24 protein-coding genes, 1 tRNA gene and 1 riboswitch are annotated in these 23,658 nt (G+C 77.8%); of the genes, 8 read left to right on the forward strand and 17 right to left on the reverse strand.

All coding sequences use genetic code 11. The annotated features are described in order from the left end of the window. Window positions 1–73 precede the first annotated feature (73 nt). From sigK to EDC03_RS01010, 5 genes are all read left to right on the forward strand, one after another. The gene (gene sigK, locus EDC03_RS00990; protein ID WP_123378730.1) at window positions 74–661 is read left to right on the forward strand and encodes an ECF RNA polymerase sigma factor SigK; all 588 of its coding nucleotides are present in this window, start codon (window positions 74–76) and stop codon (window positions 659–661) included. After that, on the forward strand, window positions 661–1,362 hold the full coding sequence (locus tag EDC03_RS00995) for an anti-sigma factor (protein WP_148057975.1): 702 nt from the start codon (window positions 661–663) through the stop codon (window positions 1,360–1,362). The genes sigK and EDC03_RS00995 overlap by 1 nt, the downstream gene beginning before the upstream one ends. 88 nt (window positions 1,363–1,450) lie before the next feature. After that, window positions 1,451–1,939 (forward strand): GntR family transcriptional regulator, encoded by a 489-nt coding sequence (locus tag EDC03_RS01000; protein WP_199719829.1) that lies wholly within the window; start codon window positions 1,451–1,453, stop codon window positions 1,937–1,939. Then, the gene (locus tag EDC03_RS01005) at window positions 1,936–2,862 is read left to right on the forward strand and encodes an ATP-binding cassette domain-containing protein (RefSeq protein ID WP_123378346.1); all 927 of its coding nucleotides are present in this window, start codon (window positions 1,936–1,938) and stop codon (window positions 2,860–2,862) included. The genes EDC03_RS01000 and EDC03_RS01005 overlap by 4 nt, the downstream gene beginning before the upstream one ends. Then, on the forward strand, window positions 2,859–3,638 hold the full coding sequence (locus EDC03_RS01010; protein WP_123378347.1) for a hypothetical protein: 780 nt from the start codon (window positions 2,859–2,861) through the stop codon (window positions 3,636–3,638). Before EDC03_RS01005 ends, EDC03_RS01010 begins: the two co-directional genes overlap by 4 nt. A 95-nt stretch (window positions 3,639–3,733) precedes the next feature. Here the strand turns inward: EDC03_RS01010 and gcvP are convergent, their stop codons facing one another. Continuing rightward, window positions 3,734–6,538, reverse strand: a complete 2,805-nt coding sequence (gene gcvP, locus EDC03_RS01015) for an aminomethyl-transferring glycine dehydrogenase (protein ID WP_422393780.1) — start codon at window positions 6,536–6,538, stop codon at window positions 3,734–3,736. Window positions 6,539–6,770: 232 nt separating this feature from the next. Continuing rightward, window positions 6,771–6,877, reverse strand: a riboswitch (glycine riboswitch). A gap of 50 nt (window positions 6,878–6,927) precedes the next feature. Further along, the gene (locus tag EDC03_RS01020) at window positions 6,928–9,051 is read right to left on the reverse strand and encodes an MMPL family transporter (RefSeq protein ID WP_199719830.1); all 2,124 of its coding nucleotides are present in this window, start codon (window positions 9,049–9,051) and stop codon (window positions 6,928–6,930) included. A 107-nt stretch (window positions 9,052–9,158) separates the two neighbouring features. On the opposite strand from EDC03_RS01020, the gene EDC03_RS01025 reads away from it, so the two are divergent. The 3 genes from EDC03_RS01025 (at window position 9,159) to EDC03_RS01035 (ending at window position 11,844) form a co-directional block, all read left to right on the forward strand. After that, on the forward strand, window positions 9,159–9,656 hold the full coding sequence (locus tag EDC03_RS01025; protein WP_123378349.1) for a MarR family winged helix-turn-helix transcriptional regulator: 498 nt from the start codon (window positions 9,159–9,161) through the stop codon (window positions 9,654–9,656). 124 nt (window positions 9,657–9,780) lie between these two features. After that, the gene (locus EDC03_RS01030) at window positions 9,781–11,241 is read left to right on the forward strand and encodes an MFS transporter (RefSeq protein WP_199719831.1); all 1,461 of its coding nucleotides are present in this window, start codon (window positions 9,781–9,783) and stop codon (window positions 11,239–11,241) included. 81 nt (window positions 11,242–11,322) lie between these two features. After that, window positions 11,323–11,844 carry a GNAT family N-acetyltransferase gene (locus EDC03_RS01035; protein WP_199719832.1) on the forward strand — a complete coding sequence of 174 codons (522 nt, stop codon included), beginning with the start codon at window positions 11,323–11,325 and terminating at the stop codon, window positions 11,842–11,844. A 24-nt stretch (window positions 11,845–11,868) separates the two neighbouring features. Here the strand turns inward: EDC03_RS01035 and EDC03_RS01040 are convergent, their stop codons facing one another. The 15 genes from EDC03_RS01040 to aroH all read right to left on the reverse strand — a co-directional run bounded on the left by EDC03_RS01040 (window position 11,869) and on the right by aroH (window position 23,589). Then, on the reverse strand, window positions 11,869–12,471 hold the full coding sequence (locus EDC03_RS01040; protein WP_199719833.1) for a MerR family transcriptional regulator: 603 nt from the start codon (window positions 12,469–12,471) through the stop codon (window positions 11,869–11,871). A 233-nt stretch (window positions 12,472–12,704) separates the two neighbouring features. Next, window positions 12,705–13,226 carry a bifunctional nuclease family protein gene (locus EDC03_RS01045; RefSeq protein ID WP_123378352.1) on the reverse strand — a complete coding sequence of 174 codons (522 nt, stop codon included), beginning with the start codon at window positions 13,224–13,226 and terminating at the stop codon, window positions 12,705–12,707. Window positions 13,227–13,307: 81 nt separating this feature from the next. Next, complete coding sequence (ftsR, locus tag EDC03_RS01050) at window positions 13,308–14,048, reverse strand: transcriptional regulator FtsR (protein WP_241966952.1); 741 nt, start codon at window positions 14,046–14,048, stop codon at window positions 13,308–13,310. Further along, window positions 14,045–14,569 (reverse strand): FHA domain-containing protein, encoded by a 525-nt coding sequence (locus EDC03_RS18325; protein WP_123378353.1) that lies wholly within the window; start codon window positions 14,567–14,569, stop codon window positions 14,045–14,047. The genes ftsR and EDC03_RS18325 overlap by 4 nt, the downstream gene beginning before the upstream one ends. 157 nt (window positions 14,570–14,726) lie before the next feature. After that, a complete protein-coding gene (gene gcvH, locus EDC03_RS01060) occupies window positions 14,727–15,119 on the reverse strand; it encodes a glycine cleavage system protein GcvH (protein WP_123378734.1) in 393 nt (130 codons plus the stop codon). A 148-nt stretch (window positions 15,120–15,267) separates the two neighbouring features. Beyond that, window positions 15,268–16,131, reverse strand: coding sequence for a DUF881 domain-containing protein (locus EDC03_RS01065; protein WP_158674158.1), 864 nt, complete (start codon window positions 16,129–16,131; stop codon window positions 15,268–15,270). A 2-nt stretch (window positions 16,132–16,133) separates the two neighbouring features. Next, on the reverse strand, window positions 16,134–16,466 hold the full coding sequence (locus tag EDC03_RS01070) for a small basic family protein (protein ID WP_123378355.1): 333 nt from the start codon (window positions 16,464–16,466) through the stop codon (window positions 16,134–16,136). Beyond that, window positions 16,463–17,329, reverse strand: coding sequence for a DUF881 domain-containing protein (locus tag EDC03_RS01075; RefSeq protein WP_199719834.1), 867 nt, complete (start codon window positions 17,327–17,329; stop codon window positions 16,463–16,465). Before EDC03_RS01075 ends, EDC03_RS01070 begins: the two co-directional genes overlap by 4 nt. Continuing rightward, window positions 17,326–18,027, reverse strand: coding sequence for a cardiolipin synthase ClsA (gene clsA / locus EDC03_RS01080; RefSeq protein WP_123378356.1), 702 nt, complete (start codon window positions 18,025–18,027; stop codon window positions 17,326–17,328). Before clsA ends, EDC03_RS01075 begins: the two co-directional genes overlap by 4 nt. Before the next feature lie 235 nt (window positions 18,028–18,262). Beyond that, window positions 18,263–18,336, reverse strand: a tRNA-Pro gene (locus EDC03_RS01085). 108 nt (window positions 18,337–18,444) lie between these two features. Next, window positions 18,445–20,037, reverse strand: coding sequence for a ribosome biogenesis GTPase Der (der, locus tag EDC03_RS01090; RefSeq protein WP_123378357.1), 1,593 nt, complete (start codon window positions 20,035–20,037; stop codon window positions 18,445–18,447). Further along, window positions 20,034–20,882, reverse strand: coding sequence for a lysophospholipid acyltransferase family protein (locus EDC03_RS01095; RefSeq protein ID WP_123378358.1), 849 nt, complete (start codon window positions 20,880–20,882; stop codon window positions 20,034–20,036). The genes der and EDC03_RS01095 overlap by 4 nt, the downstream gene beginning before the upstream one ends. After that, a complete protein-coding gene (cmk, locus tag EDC03_RS01100) occupies window positions 20,879–21,637 on the reverse strand; it encodes a (d)CMP kinase (RefSeq protein WP_123378359.1) in 759 nt (252 codons plus the stop codon). The genes EDC03_RS01095 and cmk overlap by 4 nt, the downstream gene beginning before the upstream one ends. Before the next feature lie 399 nt (window positions 21,638–22,036). After that, entirely contained in the window at window positions 22,037–23,230 is a 1,194-nt protein-coding gene (locus EDC03_RS01105) for a prephenate dehydrogenase (RefSeq protein ID WP_123378360.1), read from the reverse strand. Continuing rightward, a complete protein-coding gene (gene aroH, locus EDC03_RS01110) occupies window positions 23,227–23,589 on the reverse strand; it encodes a chorismate mutase (RefSeq protein ID WP_123378361.1) in 363 nt (120 codons plus the stop codon). The genes EDC03_RS01105 and aroH overlap by 4 nt, the downstream gene beginning before the upstream one ends. Window positions 23,590–23,658 lie beyond the last annotated feature (69 nt).

Below are 23,658 nucleotides of genomic sequence, written 5' to 3' on the forward strand. Positions count from 1 at the left end.
GTGGTCGGCGGGTCCACCGCCGACCTGCGGATCGACGACCCCGGGGAGTGGCACAGTGGGCGAGGTGTCCTTCCTGAGACCAGAGCGACGGCGCTCCCGCACCGAGGCGGCGTCGGCCGACGTCCTCGGCGACCTGCTGCGCCGCGTGGCCCGCGGCGACGAGCAGGCCTTCGAGAGCCTCTACGACGCCGTCGTCGGGCCTGTCTACGGCGTGGTGCTGAGGGTCCTGCGTGACCCGGCCCAGTCCGAGGAGGTCGTGCAGGAGGTCCTCGTCGAGGTCTGGCGGCAGGCCCCCCGGTACGACCCGTCGCGCGGCACCGCCCGCGGCTGGGTCCTCACCGTGGCGCACCGCCGGGCGGTCGACCGTGTGCGGTCGGCCCAGGCGAGCACCGACCGCGAGGACAAGGTGGCCTCGCGGGACACCGCGCGCCCCTTCGACGTCGTCTCCGAGGAGGTCGAGCACCGGCTGGAGACCGAGCAGGTCCGCCGGGCCCTCGACGTCCTCACCGACCTCCAGCGCGAGTCCGTCGAGCTCGCCTACTTCGGCGGGTACACCCACCGCCAGGTCTCCGACATCCTCGGCGTCCCCCTGGGCACCGTGAAGACACGACTTCGTGACGGGCTGATCCGCCTGCGCGACGAGATGGGAGTGGTGGCGTGATGACCGTGCTGCCGCCGCAGAGCCCCTGGCGCACCGGGGACGACGCACGTGACCTGCTGGGGGCCTACGCCCTCGACGCCGTCGACGACGTGGAGCGCGCCCGCGTGGAGCGCCTGCTCCGCGAGGACGCCGACGCGGCCGCCGAGGCCGCCTCCTTCCGCGAGACGGCGTCCCGCCTCGCGGTCGCCGTGGCCGCGACACCGCCGCCGGCGCTGCGGGCCCGCGTCCTCGCCGAGGTGGCCCGCACCCGGCAGGAGGCGCCGAGCGCCGTCCGTCCCGCCGACCGCCGCCGGGCCGGCGCCCGCTCGGTCCGCCTCCTCGCCGCCGCGTGCGGCGTCCTGCTCGTCGGCTGCCTTGGCCTCGGGGCCGCCCTCGTCGGCCAGGACGACCCCGCGCCGGCGCTCGTCGCGACGGGCGAGCTGGCCGGCGGCACCGCGGCGGTGCTGCAGGTGGACGACCGCTACGTCGTCGTCGGCGAGGGCCTCGAGGACCTGCCGGCCGACCGCGTGTACCAGCTGTGGGCGGTCTCCGGGCCCGACGCCGCCCCCGTACCCGCCGGCTTCCTCGCCCCCGCCGAGGGCGGCGGCCTGTCCGCCGACCTCGAGGACTGGCGCGCCGGCGACACCCTCGCCGTCACGGAGGAGCCCACCGGGGGCTCTCCCGCCCCCACCGGCGAGATCCTCACCACCGTCGCCACCTGACCCCGCGGGCCCGCCGCCCGCCGCCCGTCCGCGTGACCCCCGTGACCCGCCGTGGTCACGGGGGTCTCGTGCGTCCGGCCCCGGGGGGTTGACGGCGACCCTGGTCCCCTGGTTCATTAGTCGAGTAATGAACCAAGGAGGCATCGTGCTCGACGACGGCAGCCCGCTGTTCCAGCAGATCGCCCGCCAGGTGTCCGACGGCGTCCTCGTCGGCACCTTCCCCGAGGGCACGCAGGTGCCCTCGACCACCGAGCTCGCCGCCCTCCACCGCATCAACCCGGCGACCGTCGGCAAGGGGCTCGCGCTCCTCGTCGCCGAGGAGGTGCTCCACAAGCGCCGCGGCCTCGGCATGTTCGTCAGCGACGGCGCCCGGGAACGCCTCGTCGAGCGCCGGCGCGGGGAGCTGGCCACGACGTACGTGCGCCCGCTCGTCGCCGAGGCGCGGTCCCTGGGCCTCGCCGCCGACGACGTCCTCGCGCTCGTCGCGCAGCAGCTCCGCGACGACGGGCCCGCCCCGACCACCCGCCGCCCGCCCGTGCCGACGCCGGCACGGACCACCCCGGAAGGAGCCCGATGACCACCACCGCTCCCGCGGTCAGCGCCCGGGGCGTCGGCCGACGCCTCGGCAGCACGCAGGCCCTGCAGGACGTCTCGTTCGACCTCCCCACCGGCGCCGTGTGCGGCCTCCTCGGCCGCAACGGGGCCGGCAAGACCACGCTCATGGCGATGGTCGCCGGCCACGACCGCCCCGACGCCGGCGAGATCGCCGTGCACGGCGAGCGGCCCTTCGAGAACCCCGCGGCCGCAGGACTCGTGAGCATGGTGCGGGACAACCAGCGCTACCCCGACGACCTGCACCTCGCGCACCTGCTGCGGGTCGGCCCGCTGTTCCACGCGGGCTGGGACGCCGACCTCGCCGCCGAGGTCGTGGACGCCTTCCGGCTCCCGTCGAAGCCGCAGCTGCGCAAGCTGTCCCGCGGCCAGTCCTCGGCCGTGGCGATCCTCGTCGGACTTGCGTCCCGGGCGCCCGTCACCGTCCTCGACGAGCCGACGCTGGGCCTCGACGCGACGTCGCGGCAGGTCTTCGCCGACCTCCTCGTGCGCGACCTCGCCGCCGCGCCCCGCACCGTCCTGCTGTCGACGCACCTCGTCGACGAGCTCGAGGGCCTCCTCGACCACGTCCTCGTCCTCGACGGCGGCCGGCTCGTCCGCGACGCCGCGCTCGAGGACCTGCACGGCAGCGCCTCCGTCGTGCTCGGCCCGGCCGACGCCGTCGAGCGCGCCACCGCGGACGTCGCCGTCCTCGCCTCGCGCCGGGTCGGCGGCTTCCTCGAGCGGGTCGTCGAGGAGCCGGGGGGCTCTGCCCGGGCCGCCGGGGACCCCGCTCTGCAGGTCCGTCCGGCGGGCCTGCAGGAGCTCGTCGCCGCCCTCGGCGCCGGCGACGACGGGGACCGCGCGACCGCCGCCCGTCCCGGCTCCCTCACGGAGGTCTCCCGATGAGCACCGTCCTGCCCTCCTCGACGCCGCGGACCTCAGGGACGTCGCCGGCCCCCGGCGCCCGCCCGTCCCCCGTCCTGGCTGTCCTGCGGCTGCAGTCCGTCAAGCGCTTCGAGACCTGGGCCACGCCCCTCGTCGTGCTGCTGCTCGGGCTCGTCTTCACCGTCCTGCTCGTCCTCGTCGTCTGGCGCGCCACGGGCGAGGGCCCGGGCAGCACCACGCTGGCCGACGTGAGCCGCGGGACCCAGGTGGCGCTGCCGTGGCTGGCCGGCTACCTCGTCTACAACGGCGTCCAGTCCGTCGGCACGACCTTCCCCCTCGCCCTGTCGCTCGGGACGACGCGGCGGGCCTTCGCGCTCGGGACCCTCGTGCACCACGGGCGGGTGGCGGCGTGGGTGGCGGTCGCCGTCCTCGCGCTGCGGGGGCTCGAGGTCCTCACCGGCGGGTGGTTCGCCGGCCTGCCCCTCCTCGCGGGGACGGCGCTCGGCGGCGGCGACCCGGTCCGCCTCGTCGTCACGGTCCTGCTCGTCTCGCTCGTCGCGATGTCCGTCGGCGGCGCCTTCGCCGCGATCTGGCTACGGGGGGGCGCCCGCGCGGCGGGCGCCGCCGGCGTGGTGCTCGGCCTCCTCGTGGGCGCCGCGGCCCTGCTGCTCGTGCCCGCCCTCGCCGACCTCGCCGGCGCCTTCCGGGTCTGGTGGCTCGCGGTCGCCGCCCTCGTCGTCGTCGCGGTCGGCGCGGCCGTCCAGGTCGTCGCCCTCCGCGGGGCGTCCGTCCGCTGACCCCGCTGACGCCACGGGCGCGACGCGGCCCCCGTCCCGGGAGGGACGGGGGCCGCGTCGTGCGGAGGCCGGAGGCCCGAGGGGCCCGGCCGGGCTCAGAGCCCGGCGAGCTCCTCCACCGGCGGGCACGAGCACACGAGGTTGCGGTCGCCGTAGGCGCCGTCGATCCGGCGCACCGGCGGCCAGTACTTGCGCTGCGGCGTCACGCCCGCGGGGTAGACGGCCCGCGCGCGGTCGTAGGCGCGGTCCCACTCCCCCACGAGCATCGCCGCGGTGTGGGGCGCGCCGCGCAGCGGCGAGTCCTCGACCGACCAGCGGCCGTCCTCGACCTCGGCGACCTCGGCCCGGATGGCGACCATCGCGTCGCAGAAGCGGTCGAGCTCGGCGAGGTCCTCGCTCTCCGTCGGCTCGACCATGAGCGTCCCCGCGACGGGGAACGACATCGTCGGCGCGTGGAACCCGAAGTCCACGAGCCGCTTCGCGACGTCCTCGACGGTGACGCCGGTGGACGCGGTGAGCGGCCGGAGGTCGAGCACGCACTCGTGGGCGACGAGGCCGCCCTCGCCCGTGTAGAGGACGGGGAAGTGGTCGCGCAGCCGCGCCGCGACGTAGTTGGCGGTGAGCAGCGCCGCCTGGGTCGCGCGGAGCAGCCCGTCCGGGCCCATGAGGGCCAGGTAGGTCCACGAGATCGGGAGGATGCCGGCGGAGCCGAAGGGCGCCCCCGACACGGGGCCGACCCCGTCGGGCCCGGTGCCCCCCGCGGTGGTGCGCCCGGCGTCGGGACCGCCGGCGACCTCGGCCGACGGCAGGAACGGCGCGAGGTGCGCCCGCGCCGCGACGGGCCCGACGCCGGGGCCGCCGCCGCCGTGCGGGATGCAGAAGGTCTTGTGCAGGTTGAGGTGCGAGACGTCGGCGCCGAACTCGCCGGGCTTGGCGATGCCCACGAGCGCGTTGAGGTTCGCGCCGTCGACGTAGACCTGGCCGCCCGCCGCGTGGACGGTCTCGCACAGCCGCGTGATGCCGGCCTCGAAGACGCCGTGCGTCGAGGGGTAGGTGACCATGACGGCCGCCAGGCGCTCGCCGTGCTGCGCCACCTTCGCGTCGAGGTCGTCGAGGTCGACGTCGCCCGTGGCCGTCGTCGCGACGGTGACGACGCGCAGGCCGGCCATGACGGCGCTGGCGGCGTTCGTGCCGTGCGCGGACGTGGGGATGAGGCAGATGTCGCGCGCCTCGTCGCCGCGGCTGCGGTGGTAGGCGCGGATCGCGAGCAGCCCCGCGAGCTCGCCCTGGCTGCCGGCGTTGGGCTGCAGGCTGACGGCGTCGTAGCCGGTGACCTCGGCCAGCTGGGCCTCCAGCTCCGCGACGAGGGCGCGCGTGCCCGCCTGGTCCTCGGCCGGCGCGAAGGGGTGCACGTCGGCGAAGGCGGGCCAGCTGATGGGCTCCATCTCCGCGGTCGCGTTGAGCTTCATCGTGCAGGAGCCGAGCGGGATCATGCCGCGGTCGAGCGCGTAGTCGGCGTCGGACAGCCGCTTGAGGTAGCGCAGCATCGACGTCTCGCTGCGGTGCAGCGCGAAGACGGGGTGGGTGAGGAACGCGCTCGTGCGCGCGAGCGCCGCGGGCAGGCCGACGGGGGCGCCGTCCACCGCGGCCCCGGCCTCCGGGAAGCACCCGGCCACCCGGTCCACGTCGGCGGGCGTCGTCGTCTCGTCGCACGCGACACCGACGACGTCGCCGTCCACCCGGCGCAGCCAGTACCCCGCCTCGCGCGCCGCGGCGACGACCTCGTCCGCCCGGCCGGGCACCCGCACGAGGACGGTGTCGAAGACGTCCTCGTGGACGACCTCCAGCCCCCGGTCGCGGACCGCGCCCGCGAGCGACGACGCCCGGTCGGCGACGGCGGAGGCGATGCGGCGCAGCCCGTCCGGGCCGTGGTGGACGGCGTACATGCTGGCGATGACGGCGAGCAGCACCTGGGCGGTGCAGATGTTGCTCGTGGCCTTCTCGCGGCGGATGTGCTGCTCGCGCGTCTGCAGCGCGAGGCGGTAGGCGGGGTTGCCGTCGGCGTCCTTGCTGACGCCCACGAGCCGCCCCGGCAGGGTGCGCTGCAGGCCGTCCCGGACGGCGAGGTAGCCGGCGTGCGGGCCGCCGCCGCCGAGCGGGACGCCGAAGCGCTGGCTCGTGCCGAGCGCCACGTCGACGCCGATCTCGCCCGGCGGGCGCAGCAGCGTCAGCGCCAGGAGGTCGGCGGCCACCGCGACGAGGGCGCCGCGGTCGTGGGCCGCCCGGACGAGCGCGGCGTCGTCGCGCACGAGGCCCGAGGCGCCGGGGTACTGCAGGAGGAGGCCGAAGAGGTCTCCCTCGGGCAGCCCCTGCCGGGTGTCGTGGACGACGACGGGCAGGCCGATGGCCTCGGCCCGGGTCCGGACGACCGCGAGGGTCTGCGGAAGGACGTCGGCGTCGACGACGAAGGCGGCGTCGGCCGGCGCCTTGCTGCTGCGCCGCAGGAGCGTCATCGCCTCGGCGGCGGCGGTGGCCTCGTCGAGCATCGAGGCGTTGGCGAGCGCCAGGCCCGTCAGCTCGGCGACGACCGTCTGGAAGTTGAGGAGCGCCTCGAGCCGGCCCTGGCTGATCTCCGGCTGGTAGGGCGTGTACGCCGTGTACCAGGAGGGGTCCTCGAGGACGTTGCGGCGGATCACCGGCGGGGTCACGGTGCCGGAGTAGCCGAGGCCGATCATCGACCGGCGGACCGTGTTGCGGTCCGCGAGCGCGCGGAGCCGGGCGGTCACCCCGGTCTCGCTGCCCGCGGCGGGGAGGTCCAGCGGGCCGTCCGTGCGGATGGCGGCGGGGACGGCGGCGTCGACGAGCGCCTCGAGCGAGGGCTGCCCGACGACGGCCAGCATCCGCGCGACGTCGTCGGCGGACGGGCCCACGTGGCGGTCGGCGAAGGCGACGGCGCCCGTGGTGCCGGCGGGCACGAGGCCCTCGGCGGGCGTGGCGACCGGGTGCTGCGGCGCGGCGGGAGGACGGCTCAACGACGGCTCCGGGGTGGCGGGCGGCGCCCGGTGGGCGCCACGACGGCGTGACCCCGCGGCCGCGGGGCTCCCCCTCTGTCGCCCTCGGCTCCAGAGATGCCTCACCCGCGCGGTCCTGGCGCCTGAGAGGTTCCGGGGAGGTTGCCCCTTCGGCGCCCCACCTCCGCCGGCGGGCCGGCGGTGCGGGGGCTCTCCCGCGCGGGGTCGATCAGCGGCCCCAGGGTAACCCCGGCGGGGGCGCCGTCCGTGGCGCCGTCTCAGGGCGCGGCCACGGCGCGCCGCTCCCCCGCCGCCCCGTCGGCCCTCTCCCCGCCCGCGTCCCCCCGGTCCGGGCCGGGGTCGACCCGGGCCGGCCACCAGAAGCGGCGCCCGAGGAGGAAGGCCGCCGCGGGCACGAGCAGCGTGCGCACGACGAGGGTGTCGAGGAGCACGCCGATCCCGACGAGGACGCCGATCTGCGTCAGCGTGACGACGGGCAGCACGCCGAGGACGGCGAAGACGGCCGCGAGGAGCACGCCCGCGCTCGTGATGACCCCGCCCGTCGCCCGCAGCGCGGCGAGCATGCCGGGGCCGGTGCCCCGGACCACGGCCTCCTCCCGCGCCCGGGTCGTGAGGAAGATGCTGTAGTCGACGCCCAGCGCGACGAGGAAGACGAAGCCGAGCAGCAGCACCGTGCCGTCGAGGGCGGGCTGGCCCAGCGGCCCGGTGAGGACGAGCCAGCCGGCGCCGACGGCCGCGCCGTAGGTGGCCACGACGGCGAGCAGCAGCAGCAGGGGCGCCACGAGCGCGCGCAGGAGCAGCACGAGGACGAGCAGCACCGCGCCGAGGATGACGGGGACGACGACGGCACGGTCGTGCGCCTGCGCGTCCGCCACGTCCGCCGCGCTCGCGACGGTGCCGCCGAGCACCGTCGTCGGGCCGCCGGCGTCCGGCGCCCGCACCGCCGCGCGGACGTCCTCGAGCAGGTCGAGGGAGCGCTGCGAGGTCGGCACGGCGTCGAGGACGACGTCCACCTCCGCGGTGGTGGCACCGGTGCGGACGACGTCGGCGCCCAGCACGCCGTCGACCGCCCGCGCCGCGGCCGCGACGTCGTCGGCCGCCGCCGCGGGGGCGAGGACCTCGACCGGCTCGCGGGCGCCGGCGGGGAAGCCCCGCGCCAGCGTCTCGGCGCCGAGGACCGCCTCGGGCGTCTCCCGGAACTGCTCGGGCTGCGACAGGCCGGTGCGCAGGCCGAGCGCCGGCGCCGCCAGCAGCGCGAGGACGGCGACGCCGGCACCGGCGACGAGCCACGGCCGTCGGGCGGCCCCGGACCCGAGGCGGTGCCACACCCGGCCCTCGCGCCCCACGCTGCCGAGGCGCGGCACGAACGGCCAGAAGGCGGCCCGTCCGAGGAGGACGAGGGCGCACGGCAGGACGACGAGGCCCGCGAGCATCGCGACGACGACGCCGACGGCCGCGGAGACGCCGAGGGACTGCGTGCCCTCGACGTCCGAGAGCGTGAGCGCCAGCACGGCGAGGACGACGGTGCTCCCGCTCGCGAGCACGGCGGAGCCGGCCCGGCGCACCGCCGTGCGCATGGCGTCCGCCGGCCGGGCCTCGACGCGGAGCTGCTCGCGGTAGCGCGCGACGAGCAGCAGCGCGTAGTTCGTGGCCGCGCCGAAGACGAGGACGCTCGTGATGCCGGCGCCGCTCGGGTCGAGCGCGAGCCCGACGCGGGGGACGACCTGCTCGACGAGCGCGAGCACCGTCTGCTCGGCGGCCCCGACGACGAGGAGCGGCACGACGACGAGGAGCGGGCTGCGGTAGGTGACCAGCAGGAGCACCGCGACGACCGACGCCGTGAAGGCCAGGATCGTCACGTCGAGGCCGGCGAAGACCGCGGCGAGGTCGGCGGTGAAGGCCAGCCCGCCGGTCACCTCGACGACGAGCCCGTCCGCGGTGCCCGCCAGCGCGTCGCGCAGCTGCTGCACGAGGTCGCCCTCGTCGGCGGCGTCCGGCCCGGTCGGCAGGGGGACCGGCAGGAGCGCGACGGTGCCGTCCTCGGACGGCTGGGCGGGCGGCGTCGGCCCGGCGGCGACGCCGGCCGCGGCGACCCGCTCCCCCACGGCGGCGAGCTCCTCCGCGCCGAGCGCCCCGCCGTCGGCGCGGCTGACGACGACGAGGGCCACCGGCGCGTCCTCCGTCCCCAGCTCCGCGTCCAGCGCGGCCGCCGCCCGCTCGGCGGCGACCGAGCCGTAGGCGGCCCCGAGGCCCGTCGACGAGCGCGCCTCGAGGGGGGCGGGCGCGGGCGCGAGGGCGGCCGCGGCGACGCCGAGCGCGGCGAGGACGAGGACGAGCGCGGCGGTCCACGCGCGGGCGGGCAGGGCGGCGACGACGCGCACGAGGTCTCCTCAGATCGCTAAGCAGGTGAGGAGACTAGGGCGACGGGCGGCGCGGCGCCACCGGGCCGCGAGGGCGGTGCCGGCGGGGTCGGTGGGATGCTCCCGCCATGAGCGAGCCGCCCCCGGAGCCTCCGGCCACCGGTGCGGGCGGGACGCCGGACCCGCTCGCGGTGGCGATGCGCGAGCTCCTCACCCTCACCGCCCTCGCCCGGACGGTGATGGCCCGGCGGCTCGGGATGTCCGTCCACGACCTCGAGGCGGTGGAGCACGTGATGCTCTCGCCGGAGCCGGTGGGGCCCGCCGACCTGTCCCGCCTGCTGGGGGTCAGCACGGCGGCGGCGACGCAGTCCGTGCACCGCCTGCAGGCCGCCGGCCACATGGAGCGCGAGCCCCACCCCGTGGACGGGCGCCGCAAGGTGCTGCGGGTCACGAGCAGCGGCGCGGACCACGTGGTCGCCGAGCTCCGCCCGCTCCTGCGCCTCACGGCCGCCGCGGCCGACGGCCTCGACGAGCGCGACCGCCGGGCCGTCGCCCGGTACCTCGGCGGCATCAACGACGCCTACCGCACCTTCCTCGGGGACGGGCCCGCCGAGCCGCCCACCTGACCTCCCCGGGCTCTCGGGGCAGCCCGGCGGGCACCGGCATGGTCGGCGCCGCCACGGCGTTGTGACCGCGCCCGTCCCGTCCGCCCGGACGGCGGGCCGGCACGCGCGACGCGAGGAGGGCCCCGTGGCCCAGCACGGACCACCCGCCGGACCGGTCGGCGACCCGCCCGCGGCGCCGGTGGTCGCCCCGCTGGCCCTCGGCACGCCGCGGGCCCGGTGGGTCCTCCTGGCCACGGTCCTCGCCTCCGCCATGGCCTTCCTCGACGCGTCCGCCGTCAACGTGGCCCTCCCGACGCTCGGGACGGACCTCGGTGCCTCCCTGCAGGGGCTGCAGTGGGTGGTCACCGGCTACACGCTCGCGCTGGCCGCGCTCGTGCTCCTCGGCGGGTCGCTGGGCGACCGGTACGGGCGCCGACGCGTGTTCCTCGTCGGCGTCGTCTGGTTCGCCGCGGCGTCGCTGCTGTGCGGGCTGGCGCCGTCGACGGGGCTGCTCGTCGCCGCCCGGGTCCTCCAGGGCGTGGGGGGCGCGCTCCTCACCCCCGGCTCCCTGGCGATCCTCCAGTCCTCCTTCCGCCCCGGCGACCGCGCCCGCGCCATCGGGCTCTGGTCGGGGCTCGGCGGCGTCGCCGGGCTCGGCGGGCCCTTCCTCGGCGGGTTCCTCGTCGACGCCGCGAGCTGGCGCTGGGTCTTCCTCGTCAACGTCCCGGTCGCGGCGGCGGTCGTCGCCGTCACGCTCCGGCACGTCCCCGAGAGCCGCGACCCCGCCGCGCACGGCCGCTTCGACGTCGCCGGGGCCGTTCTCGCGGCCGTGGCGCTCGGCGCGACGACGTACGCCCTCGTCGACGCGGGCGGGGCGGGCACCTGGCCCGCCGCGGCCGTGGGGCTCGCGGCCGGCGTCGGCTTCGTCCTGCGGGAGCGGCGGGCCCGCGACCCCCTCCTGCCGCTCGCCGTCTTCGCCGACCGCACCTTCAGCGGCGCCAACCTCACGACCCTCGCCGTCTACGGCGCGCTGGGCGGCTTCTCCTTCTTCCTCGTCCTGCAGCTGCAGACGGTCCTCGGGTACGGCGCGCTGCAGGCGGGCGCCGCGAGCGTGCCGCCGGTCCTCGTCATCTCGCTGCTGTCGGCGCGCGCCGGCGCGCTGGCCACCCGGGTCGGGCCTCGGGTGCCGATGACCGTCGGCCCCCTCGTCGCGGCGGCGGGGGTGCTGCACCTGTCGGCCGCCGACGCCGGCGACCGCTTCGTCACCGCCGTGCTCCCCGGCTCGCTCGTCTTCGGGCTGGGCATGGCCCTCACCGTCGCGCCGCTGACGGCCGCCGTGCTGGCGGCCGCCCCCGACCACCTCGCCGGCGTCGCGAGCGGCGTCAACAACGCCCTCGCGCGGGCGGGGCAGCTGCTCGCCGTCGCGGCCCTGCCCGTCGCCGTCGGCCTCTCCGGCGACGACTACGCGCGCCCCGACGCCCTCTCCGACGGCTTCGCCTCCGCGCTGCGGGTCTGCGCGGGCCTGCTCGCGGCCGGTGGGGTCGTCGCCTGGCTGACGGTGCGTGGCGACGTCGTCGCGTCGTCGACGTCGGAGCGTCCGGCCTGACGGCCTGACGGCTGACGGCCCACCGGGCGCGACGGCGGAAAGCCCTGGCCGGGGGACGTGGCGGTGGTCCACCCTCCGCGGGTGCCCCCCGCCACCGCCCCGCGCGTCACCGTCGTCCACCTGCCCCCCGCCGCGCTCGACGCGCTGGCGGCCGGCGACCTCGCCGCGGCCTCGGCCGTCAGCCCGGTGCCGCTGCCCCCCGCCGTCGGCGCGCCCGACCTCCGGTGGCTGTGGCGCCTGCGCAGCGAGCAGGTCCGGGCCGACCCGGCCGCCGCGGCGTGGGTGACGGGGGTGCTGCGCGCCGGCGACCTCGGCCTGGTCGTGGGCCACGCCGGCTTCCACGGACCGCCGGACGAGCACGGCACGGTCGAGGTGGGTTACGCCGTCGCCCCCGAGCACCGACGTCGGGGGTACGCGCGGGCGGCGCTGGGCGCGCTGCTGCGGCGCGCGGCGGAGGAGCCGGACGTCCGGACGGTCCGCGCCACGGTCTCGCCGGACAACGTCGCCTCGCGGGCGCTCGTCGACAGCTGCGGCTTCGTGGCCGTGGGCGAGCAGTGGGACGAGGTGGACGGCCTCGAGGTGGTGCTGGAACGAGCCGTCTGAGGTCTGGCGGGGGACGGGCTGCGGTCAGCCGGTCTTGCGGGCGGCGCGCCGGGCGGACAGCTCGTCGGCGGCGTCGGGCGCCGGCGGTCCGGCGCTCTCGCCCTCGTCGGCCCGCTCCCCCGGCAGGGCGGCGAGCGTGCCCTCGACCTCGCGCCAGACGCGGCCGACGGCGATGCCGAAGACGCCCTGGCCGCCCTGCACGAGGTCGATGACCTCGTCGGCGGACGTGCACTCGTAGACGCTGGCGCCGTCGCTCATGAGGGTGATCTGGGCCAGGTCCTCGACGCCCCGCTCGCGCAGGGCGGCGACGGCGGTCCGGATCTGCTGGAGCGAGACGCCGGTGTCGAGCAACCGCTTGACGACCTTGAGGACGAGGACGTCTCGGAAGCCGTAGAGGCGCTGGGTGCCCGAGCCGGTGGCCGGGCGCACGCTCGGCTCGACGAGCCCGGTGCGGGCCCAGTAGTCGAGCTGGCGGTAGGTGATACCGGCGGCGCGGCACGCGGTGACGCCGCGGTAGCCGACCTCCTCGTCGAGGACGGGCAGGTCCTCCGTGAACAGCACGCCCTGGGCGGGCTGCGCCGGGGCACGGCGCGGGGCGGCCCCGCCGGTGTCACCCGTGCTGCTCATGGAGACCTCCATCGGGTCCGCGGGCCCCGCGGGTCGCGGGGCGGTGCTCCGGGCGTCGGGGTGGAGCCGTGCCCGCCGCTGACCTCGTCGTCCGGGGTCGTGCGCGAACGTACGGCCGGCTCCCAGCCGGGTCAACGACCACGGCCCCGGACGGCTCCGGGCGTGTCGCGGACCTCGGCGTCATCGCCACCCCGCCCCTCGGTCTCGACCTGAGGTCGAGGGTCGAGGGTCGGTCACGGCCTCGGCTCGGCCGGCCCCCCGGGCGGGGTCCCGTCGTCGCCCGTGGGCTCGAAGTCCTCGGCGCTGACCTGGTCGAGGAACTCGCGGAAGCGCTCGACCTCGTCCTCGGCCTCGCCCTCCTCCTCGGGGACGCCCACCGCGCTCGCGTCGAGCACCTCCTCGGCGCCGAGGATGCTGCAGCCGACGCGCAGGGCGAGGGCGATCGCGTCGGACGACCGCGCGCTGACGACAACGCCGCCGTCGAGCACCAGCTCGGCGTAGAAGACGTCGTCCCGCACGGCGACGATCCGCACCTGCTCGAGCGTCCGCCCCAGGGCACCGATGACGTCGGTCATGAGGTCGTGCGTGAGGGGCCGGGGCGGCACGACGCCCTGCTGGGCGAAGGCGATGGCGCTGGCCTCCGGGGCGCCGACCCAGATCGGCAGGTAGCGCTCGCTGCCCGTCTCGCGCAGCAGCACGATCGGCTGGTTGGACGGCATCTCGACCCGGACTCCGACGACCTCGAGCTCACGCACGTCCTCACGGTAGCCCCGTCGGCCGGGACGGGGCTCCCCCGACGCCCCCCGCGTCCGCGGGCGGGCGGCCGGAGGGGTCGCTCACCCGAGGCGGTCGAGGCCCGCCCGCACGAGGGAGGTGTGCAGGCGCAGGCAGAGCGCGGCGATCTCCGACGCGGCGTCGGCCGCGCGGGCCGGCGCCCCGGGCGACGGGTGGTGCCGCAGCGGGCTGACGACCTGGTCGACGAGGCCGACCTCGCGCTCGGCGGCGGTCCGGAAGGCCCGCAGGTGGCGGGCGCCGATGCCGTAGGCCGCGAGCTCCCCCGCCGCGCGGGCGACCTCGAGGTCCTCCGCGCCGAAGTGGCCGTCCTGCGCCGCGACGAGCCCGAAGCCCTCGAGGTCGGACAGCAGCTGCTCGTCGACGCCGGCGGCCTCGCGCAGCTCCGAGCGGCGCAGCCGCAGACGCGCCGGGGCCGCGAGGCGGACCGGCGCCGGCTCGGCCGCCGCCTGGGGCACGAGGACGGGCCGCCCGGGGGCGCGGCGCTCCTCGAGGCCGCGGTCCATCGCGTCGAGGTGCTCGGCGATGGCCTTGAGCGGCATGTAGTGGTCGCGCTGCAGCTGGAGGACGGTGCGCAGGCGCTCGACGTCCGCCGGGGTGAACTTCCGGTAGCCCGCCGGGGTGCGCTGGGGCTCCACGAGCCCGCGCTCCTCGAGGAAGCGGATCTTGGAGTGGCTGATCTCGGGGAAGTCGCCGACGAGCTCCCCGAGGACCTCGCCGATGCTCAGCAGCCGCCCCGGGGGCTGGCCGCCGGGCCGCTCCCCCGGGCGCGCGACGGCGCTCACGCGCCGTCCCCGGCGTCGACGGGCGACGGCGAGAAGACGAGCCGGTACTTGCCCACCTGGACCTCGTCGCCGGCCGAGAGGCGGACCTCCTCGACCCGGTCGCGGTTGACGTAGGTGCCGTTGAGGCTGCCGGCGTCGCGGACGCTGAAGGCGGTGGCCGGGCCGGTGCCCTCGCGGAGGAACTCCGCGTGCCGGCGGGAGACCGTCACGTCGTCGAGGAAGATGTCGCTGTCCGGGTTGCGCCCGGCCGTGGTGCGGCCCGCGTCGAGGAGGAAGCGAGCCCCCTGGTTGGGGCCCCGCTGGACGACGAGCAGCGCCGTCCCCGGCGGCAGCGCCCGGACGGCCGCCTGCTCCTCGGTGCTCAGCAGGGACGCCGCACCGGCGGCGTCGGGCACGTCCACGGCGGGCCGGGAGGTGGTGCGGTCGACCTCGGGCAGCGCGTGGCTCGAGGTGGTCAGGTCGCGACCGGTGCCCTCCGGGGCGGGGCCGCCGGCCGACGCCCCCGGGTCCTGCGTGCTCATCGGTTCCTCCTCCTGACGTCGCCTACCGACCACTGCGAGCCACCGCTCGCCGCGGAGCGTGGCAACCCTAGTGCTGCACCGGGGCAGCGTTCCCCCGTCGACCGCGACCGGTGCACCGGTCGCGTCCGGGACGCGCGACCGCTGCCGGCCGCCGCGGTCAGGACGTCGTCGCGCGGTAGCCGTCGGCGTCGAGGAGCGCCTCGACGGCGGCGGGGTCCACGCCCTCGAGCTCGAACATCCACCCCTCGCCGTACGGGTCCGAGTTGACGAGCTCGGGCGAGGCCTCGAGGGCCTCGTTCACCGCGCTGACCGTGCCGCCGAGCGGGGCGTAGACCTCGCTGACGCTCTTCGTCGACTCCACCTCGCCGATGCTGTCGCCCGAGGTGACCGCGGCCCCCGCGTCGGGGAGCTGGACGAAGACGACGTCGCCGAGGGCGTCCTGCGCGAAGTCGGTGATCCCGACGCGCACCGCGCCGTCCGGGCCGGCCGGGCGGACCCACTCGTGCTCGGCGGTGTAGCGCAGGTCGGCGGGGAGGGCGTGCTCGGCCACGGTGCTCCAGGGGTCGGGCGCGCTGGTGCGCGACTGGGAGGGCGGCCGCCGGCGACCGGCGGCCACGGCGGTGGGCAGATCATGCCAGCCGGCGACCGTCCCGGGCAGCACGGGGACGAGGGCCGGGGACGGCGGGACGACCCGCCGGTCAGCCGCCGTCGGACGGGGCGTCGTCGCGACGGGCGACGCCGTCCTCGGGCAGCTCCGCCAGGGCGTCGACGCGGACCTCCTGGCTGGCGCGCACGGTGACCGCGGCGCCCCGGTTCTCCAGCAGGTCGAGCACCCCGCCGGGGATGCCGGCCGTCGCCTCGAGGCGGCTCGGGTCCCCGATCGCCAGCACCGAGAAGGACGGCCCCAGCGCCGTGCCGTCGACCTCGACAGTGCCGTCGGCGTCGACGAAGGCGGACGACGCGACGACCCGGACGTCGCCGACGGAGATGACCTCGGCCCCGGCGTCGCGCAGCTCCTGGACGGCGCCCAGCACGTCGCGCGCCATGACGTCGGACGCCTCGTCGACGCGCAGCTCGACGCCGGGCCCGACCGCCGGCTCGGTGCCCGCGAGCAGCGCCAGCGAGCGCTCGCGCTCCCGGGCCGAGGCCAGGGCCTCCGCCCGGCTGGCGCCCTCGGACTCCAGGGCCCGGCGGGACTGCTCGAGCTCGGCCAGCTCGGACTGCAGCCGCTGGCGCTGGTCCCCCAGGTCGTCGACCGCCCGGACGAGGTCGGCCTCGCGGAGCTGGCCGAGGCCGGACTCCTGCGTCGAGCGGAGCTGGACGACGAGGGCGAAGCCGAGCGCCAGGCACAGCAGCCCCGCGAGCACCTGCCCCCGCGTGGCGCGCGGCAGGAGCGCCGTCGCGAGCCGCCGCCAGGGCGACGTCCCGTCGTGCCGCCGCGGTGCGCCCGGCGGCGTCGACGTCCCGGGCTCGCCGGCCCCGTCGTCGGGGCGCTCGACGGCCGGCCGGTCGGGCTCCCCGGGACGGGCGTGCCGCGGGCGCGGCGAGGTCTCGTCGGCCACGGTCAGGCCTTGAAGAGGTGCCGGCGGATGGCGGCGGCGTTGGAGAAGATCCGGATGCCGAGGACGACGACGACGCCGGTGGACAGCTGCGCGCCGACCCCGAGCTGGTCGCCGAGGTAGACGACGAGCGCGGCGACCACGACGTTCGAGAGGAACGAGACGACGAAGACGCGGTCGTCGAAGACGCCGTCGAGGACCGCCCGCAGGCCGCCGAAGACGGCGTCGAGCGCGGCGACGACGGCGATCGGCAGGTACGGCTGGACGGCCGGCGGCACGGTCGGCTGGAGGACGAGGCCGAGGACGACGCCGGCCACGAGGCCGAGGACGGCGATCACGGCGCGTCCGTCGCGGCGTCGTCGGGGACCCGGGCGAGCTCGGGGCGCAGGCCGGCGGCGGCGGGCAGGTGCAGCTCGTCCTCCTCGGTCGTCGTGACGCGGATGCCGTAGTCGGCGAGGCCGGCGGCGTACCGGCCGCCGGCCGAGAGGGCGAAGCCGGTGGCGAGGTCCGCCGGGTCCCCGACGGCCTCGACGGTGTAGGGCGGCGCGAGCGGCTGGTAGCCGACGAGCACGGCCTCCCCGGCGCCGCGGACGGCGGTGCGGGCGGTCAGCCGCTGCCCGCCCACGGAGACGGCCTCGGCCCCGGCCACCCAGAGGCCGTTGACGACGGTCTGGAGGTCGCGGTCGCGCACGCGGCCGGCGTCGGCGGCCTCGTCGGTGCGGGGCGAGCCGGAGGCGTCGGCGGCCGCGGAGGGCGCGTCGGCGACGACGACCCGCAGCCCGGGTCCCGTGACGGGCAGGTCGCCGGTGAGGACGCCGAGGCGCTCGGTCCGCTCGGACGTGGCGGCGGCTCCCGGCCCCAGGGCCGCCTCCTCGGCCGCCGCCACGGCGGCGCGGCTCTCCTCGACGGACGCGGCGAGCCCGTCGACCTGGGCCTGCCGGTCCTCGACCTCGGCGCGCAGCGCCCCCGTCGTGCCGGCGGCGGCGGGCGCCCGGAGCGCCACGACGCCGACGGTGGCCACGAGCCCGGCGGTGGCGGCCAGCGCCAGCGTGAGGACGAGCCGGCGGCGGCGCGGGCCGGGTGCCGTGCCGTCCGCGCGGGCCCGGGCGGCGGCGGCGTAGCCCGGGTCGAGCGGCCGCTCCATGACCTCGCGCAGGAGCGTCATGGAGGCGTCGGGCCGCGGCCGGGCGGGGGTGCTCACGCGGTCCCCGGGGGGCTCGCCGCCGTCGCCGCGTCGCGCCCGCGGCCGGCGGCCCGGTCCTCCTGCACGAGGCGGCGGACCTGGTGCACGTAGAGCAGCCCGGCCCACCAGTACAGGCCGGTCCCCCACCACGCGAAGGCCCAGCCGAGCGGCTCGGCCACGACGCCGACGGACTCGCCCACCTGCGCGAGGAGGATGAGCGGGAAGGCGTAGAGCAGGCAGAAGGTCGCGGCCTTGCCGAGGTAGTGGACCTCGAGCGTCCCGTAGCCGTGCCGCTGCAGCACGGGCACGGTGGCGGTCAGGACGACGTCGCGCAGCGCGATGAGGACCACGAGCCACCACGGCACGATGTCGCGCCACGCGAGCCCGACGAGCGTGACGGCGATGTAGAGCCGGTCGGCCGCGGGGTCGAGCACGCGCCCGAGCCGGGAGGTCTGGTGCCACCGGCGGGCGAGGTAGCCGTCGACGTAGTCCGAGATGCCGGAGACGAAGAGGACGACGAGGGCGGCCAGGTCCCGCTCGGTGACGATGAGGACGGCGAAGACGGGGACCAGCAGCAGCCGGGCGGCGCTGATGGCGTTGGGGATGGTGAGGACCTCGTCGGTGTCCATCTCGTCCGCCGTCGAGCCGACCGGCCGGCCGACGAGGGTGTCCTCGCGCCGGGCTGCCCCCGGCGCTCGCTCGGGCCGTTGCGGCACGGCGGGCCCTCCTCCACGACGACGTCCGGTCGGGCACGGGAGGACCCGGCCCACGCGCCGCAGCGTACGGGGCGGGGCCGACGGCGGAGGGCGCCCCGGGGCGCCGGGCGGGTCCCGCGAGGGGGTGGTGGCCGGACACGGCCGGGACGAGACGGGGACGAGACCGGGACGACGCCGGAACGGGGCCGCAGACGACGAGAGGCCCCGGTGGGTCTCCCCACCGAGGCCTCGTGCGTCGGGATGACAGGATTTGAACCTGCGACCCCTTGACCCCCAGTCAAGTGCGCTACCAAGCTGCGCCACATCCCGAGCTGCTGCCGTCCTCGGCCCGACGACCCCGGCAGGGGCCGCGCACCGATCACCGCAGCGGGAGGAACCCTACCGCAGCGCGGGCGGGCCCCGCCCCCGCCTCGGCGGTCAGCGCTTGCGGCGCTCGCGCACGCGGACGCTGACCTCGACGGGCGAGCCCGTGAAGCCGAACTCCTCACGCAGCCGGCGCTCGAGGAACCGGCGGTAGCCCGCCTCGAGGAACCCGGACGCGAAGAGCACGAAGCGCGGCGGCTGCGTGGACGGCTGGGTGCCGAAGAGGATGCGCGGCTGCTTCCCGCCGCGGACGGGGTGCGGGTGCTCGGCGACGACCTGGCCGAGGAAGCTGTTGAGCCGCCCCGTCGGCACGCGGGTGTCCCACGACTCGAGGGCGACGTCGAGGGCGGGGACGAGTCGCTCGAGGTGCCGGCCCGTCAGCGCCGAGACGTTGACGCGCGGCGCCCACGTCACCTGGACGAGCTCCTTCTCGAGCTCGCGCTCGAGGTAGTGGCGGCGCTCCTCGTCGAGGAGGTCCCACTTGTTGATCGCGAGGACGAGCGCGCGGCCGGCCTCGACGACGGAGGTGATGACGCGGACGTCCTGCTCGGCGAGCGGCTCCGAGCCGTCGACGAGCACCACCGCGACCTCGGCCTTCTCCAGCGCCGCCTGCGTGCGCAGGGAGGCGTAGAAGTCGGCGCCGGACGTCTGGTGCACCCGGCGGCGGATGCCGGCGGTGTCGACGAAGCGCCACTCGCGCCCGCCGAGCTCGACGACCTCGTCGACGGGGTCGCGCGTCGTCCCCGCCGTCGCGTCGACGACGACGCGGTCGGAGCCGGTCAGCTTGTTGAGCATGCTCGACTTGCCGACGTTCGGGCGGCCCAGCAGCGCCACGCGGCGCATGCCGGGGGCGTGCTCCTCGTCGCCGAGGAGCTTCTCCGGGACGGCCGCCATGACGGCGTCGAGCAGGTCGCCGGAGCCCCGGCCGTGGACCGAGGAGACCGGGTAGGGCTCCCCGAGGCCGAGCGACCAGAGCATCGCCGCGTCGGCCTCGCCGCGCTGGTCGTCGACCTTGTTGGCGGCCAGGACGACCGGCTTGCCGGAGCGCCGCAGGAGCCGGACGACCGCCTCGTCGGTGCCCGTGGCGCCGACCGTCGCGTCGACGACGAAGACGACGACGTCGGCGAGCTGGACGGCCACCTCGGCCTGCGCGGCCACGCGGGCGTCGAGGCCGGCGGCGTCCTTCTCCCAGCCGCCGGTGTCGACGACCATGAAGCGGCGCCCGGCCCAGTCGGCGGGGTAGGCCACGCGGTCGCGCGTGATGCCGGGCACGTCCTGGACGACCGCCTCGCGGCGGCCGAGGATGCGGTTGACGAGGCTCGACTTGCCGACGTTGGGCCGCCCGACGACGGCGACGACGGGCAGCACCTCCGCCGGCTCGACCGGGGCACCGGTCTCGTCGACGTCGAGGAGGGCGTAGTCCTCCGGCGACAGCTCGTAGTCCTCGAGGCCGGCGCGCAGCGCCGTCTCGCGGTCCGGGCCGCCGAGGTCGTCGTCGAGGACGTCGTCGTCGTCCTCGGGCGCCTCCTCGACGTCGTCCACGTCGTCGCCGAGGGCGGGCGCCGGCTCGAGGTCGCGGACCTCCTCGGCGGCCGCGACGTCGTCCGTCGGGTCGTCGGCGGGTCGGGGGGCGGTGGGCTCGCTCACGGGTGGGACCTCCCGGCGCCCGGGGCGCCGTCGTCGGTGGTGCGCTCGGCGTCGGCGCGCTCGGCCGCCTCGGCGGCGACCTCGCGGCCCTCCTCGGCGGAGCCGGGGCCCGCGTCGGGCAGGGGCATGCCCGTGAGGGCGACGGCGGCGAGCACGTGCTCGGTCATGGCCACGCGCAGGTCCTCGGTGGCCTGCGCCAGGGCGGTGCGGCGCGGGACGCCCGCGGGCGCCGTGAGGTGCACGGGCGCGCCGAGGACGACGTGGACGTGCTGGCGGAAGCGCGGCAGGGACGACGTCGAGCGCCCCGCCGGCCGGGTCCCCAGCAGCGCGACGGGCACGACCGGCGCACCGGTCTGCAGCGCGAGCCAGGTGACGCCGGACTGGAGGGACGCGACGTCGCCGCGGCCGCGCGTGCCCTCGGGGAAGACGCCGACGGACCCGCCGCGCCGCAGCACCTGGACGGCCGTGACGAGCGCGCCCCGGTCGCCGGTGCGGTCCACGGGGATCTGCCCGCAGCCGCGCAGGACGGCGCCCAGCCAGCCCCGGAACATCTCCTTCTTCACGAGGAAGTGGGTGCCCCGCGGCGCCATCCCCATGAGGAGCGGCCCGTCGAGGAAGCCGAGGTGGTTGCTCGCGAGCAGCACGGGGCCCTCGGCGGGCACGTGCTCGGCGCCGTGGCGCGTCACCGACCACAGCCCCTTGGACAGGACCCAGCCGACGGGCTTGCCCCATTTGGGCCCGAAGGTGCCGGGCACCTCGCGCGACGGCGCGGCCTTCTGCGGCGCCGCCGCCCCGGGGAGGCGGCGGGCCAGCGGGCCGGGCAGCGCCTCCCGCAGCCGGCTCACGGAGCCACCGCCTGCGCCGCCCGGTCGGCGACCGACGTCGGCGGCTCGGCGCCGGGCGGCAGCGCCTCCGGGACGGCGCGCAGGACGAGGGCGAGGACGGCGTCGACCGTCTCCTCCAGCGTCAGCGCGGAGGAGTCGACGGTGACGACGCCGTCGGCGGCCACGGAGAACTCCGACACGGTCGAGTCGTCGCGGTCCCGGCGGACCACCTCGTCGCGGGTCCGCTCGCGCGCCGCGGCGTCGTCGGTGCCGTGGACGTCGCGGGCGCGACGGCGCAGGCGTGCGTCCTCGTCGGCGACGAGGAGGACGCGCACGTCGGCGTCGGGCGTGACGACCGTCGTCGTGTCCCGCCCCTCGAGGACGACGCCCCGGCCCCCGCGGGCGGCGTCGACGACCTCGCGCTGGCGGCGGCGCAGCTCGGCGCGGACGTCGAGGTTGGTGGCGACGGCGCTGACGGCGGACGAGACGCGGCTCGTGCGCAGCTCCTCGGCGACGAGGCGCCCCTGCACGCGGACGGTGGGGCCCGTCGGGTCGGTGCCGAGCTCCAGGTCGAGCTGCCGCGCGGCCTCGGCGACGGCGGGGCGGTCCTCGAGGTCGACGTCGTTCTCGAGGCACCACCAGCACACCGCGCGGAAGGTCGCGCCGGTGTCGAGGTACTCGGCGCCGAGGCGGGCCGCGACGGCCCGGCTGACGCTCGACTTGCCGGAGCCGGAGGGACCGTCCACGGCGACGACGACCGGGCGGTGAGCGGGCATGACGGTCCCCCGTACGGCTGAGGATGGAGGCGGTCTGCCGTGGCAGGCCGCCGGGTGCGGCGGCCACGCGGGCGCCGGCCGTCCGGCCCGCGGCGTCGTGGCCGGGGGCCAGGGTAGTCGCCCGGCCCCCCGGGCCCCGCCGCCCGCGCCGGGACCCTCGCTGCCGACGACGATCCCTGAGGCCCCCCTCCACGACTTCGCTGCCGAAGACGATCCCCGATGCCCCCTCTCGCCGACTTCGCTGCCGAAGGCGATCCCCGAGGGCCCCTCTCGCCGACTTCGCTGCCGAAGGCGATCCCTGAGGGCCCCTTTCCACGACGTCGCTGCCGACGTGGGCGCTCGGGACCCGTTCTCCACGACGTCGCCGCCGACGTCGCCCCGCGACGGCCCCCCGCGTCGTCAGCCGGCGACGCGCCACCCGCGGCGCGGCAGCTCGGCCTCGAGGCGGGGGCGCTCGGCCGGCAGGACGGAGATCTCCGCGAGGCCGACGGGGCGGCCCTGGGCGTGCTCGAGGACGAGGTCCTCGAGGTTGACGCCGATGTCACCCACGTCGTGGAGGAGCTGCGCGAGGCGGCCCGGCTCGTCCGGGACGAGGACGACGACGACCTCGTAGGGCACCGGCGCCCGGCCGTGCTTGCCGGGCACGCGCGCCACGCCCGCTCCCCCGGCGTCGATGGCCCGGGCCACGCGGGCACGGGCGCCCACCGCGCCGTCGACCGGCCCGGCCGGCGCGACGTCGGCCGTGGCGGGCGTGTCCGCGGCGAGGGCGTCGAGGGCGCCGAGCACCTCGTCGAGGTCGTCGCGCAGGGCGTGCAGCGCCCGCGCGACGGGCGCCGCGTTCGCCCCGAGGATCTGCACCCACAGCCGCGGGTCGCTCGCGGCGATGCGCGTGACGTCCCGGAGGCCCTGGCCGGCGAGGGCGACGGCCTCGTCGCGCGCGTCGAGCAGCCGGGCGGCGACGAGGCTCGCGGCCACCTGCGGCACGTGGGAGACGACGGCGACGGCCTCGTCGTGCTCGTCGGCCGCCATGACGACGGGCACGCCGCGGCAGTCGTCGACGAGCGCGCGCACGCGCTCGAGGGGGTCCGGGCCGCCGTCCGCCCGGGCCCCCGCGGCCGGCGGCACGAGCACCCACGGGCGGCCGACGAAGAGGTCGGGGCGGGCGCTCGTCGCGCCGGAGCGCTCCCGGCCGGCCATCGGGTGCCCGCCGACGTACCGCCGGGCCTCGGCCGGGTCGGCCCCGGCCCGCTCGAGCGCCGTCGCGACGCCCTGCAGGACAGCGCCCTTGACGCTGGCGACGTCCGTGACGACCGCGCGGGGGTGGGCGAGCAGCCGCGCGGCGACGACGTCGGCCGTCACGTCCGGGGGCGCGGCGACGAGGACGAGGTCGGGGTCCTCGTCCGGGCCGGCGAGACGGCCGGCGCCGACGTCACGGGCGAGGGCCCGGGCGGTGGGCGAGGGGTCGTCGAGGGCCACGTCGACGCCGCGCGCCCGCAGCGCGAGCCCGGCGCTGGCGCCGAGGAGGCCCGCGCCGACGACGAGGACGGTGCCGCGCGTCCGGGCGGGGGCGGCGGCGTCCGGGACGGCGCTCACTGGGCGATGTCGCGCCGCAGCGCCACGGCCCCGCGGAGGTAGACGTGGCGCACGTCGGCGCGCGGCACGTCCAGCTCGGCGTGCGCCATGAGCCGCACGACCCGCGGCATGGCGCCGGGGACGTCGATCTCGGTGCAGCACAGCAGGGGCACGTCGCCGAGCCCGAGCTCGCGGGCGGCCACGGCGGGGAACTCCGACCGGAGGTCGGGGGTCACGGTGAAGACCACGGAGATGAGGTCCTCGGGGCCCATGGGGTTGGCGTCGAGGACGGCCTGCACGAGCTCGCGCGTCGAGGACAGCAGGTGCTCCCGCTCGTCGACGTCGAGCTGGGTCGCCCCGCGCACCGCACGCACCGCCACCGGGTCCTCCTCGCCTCGCGCCGCCCGGCCCGGACGGCCCGGCGGCAGGCCGGGCCCGCGCCCCGCCGT

This window comes from Pseudokineococcus lusitanus (genome assembly GCF_003751265.1).
GTDB lineage: Bacteria > Actinomycetota > Actinomycetes > Actinomycetales > Quadrisphaeraceae > Pseudokineococcus > Pseudokineococcus lusitanus.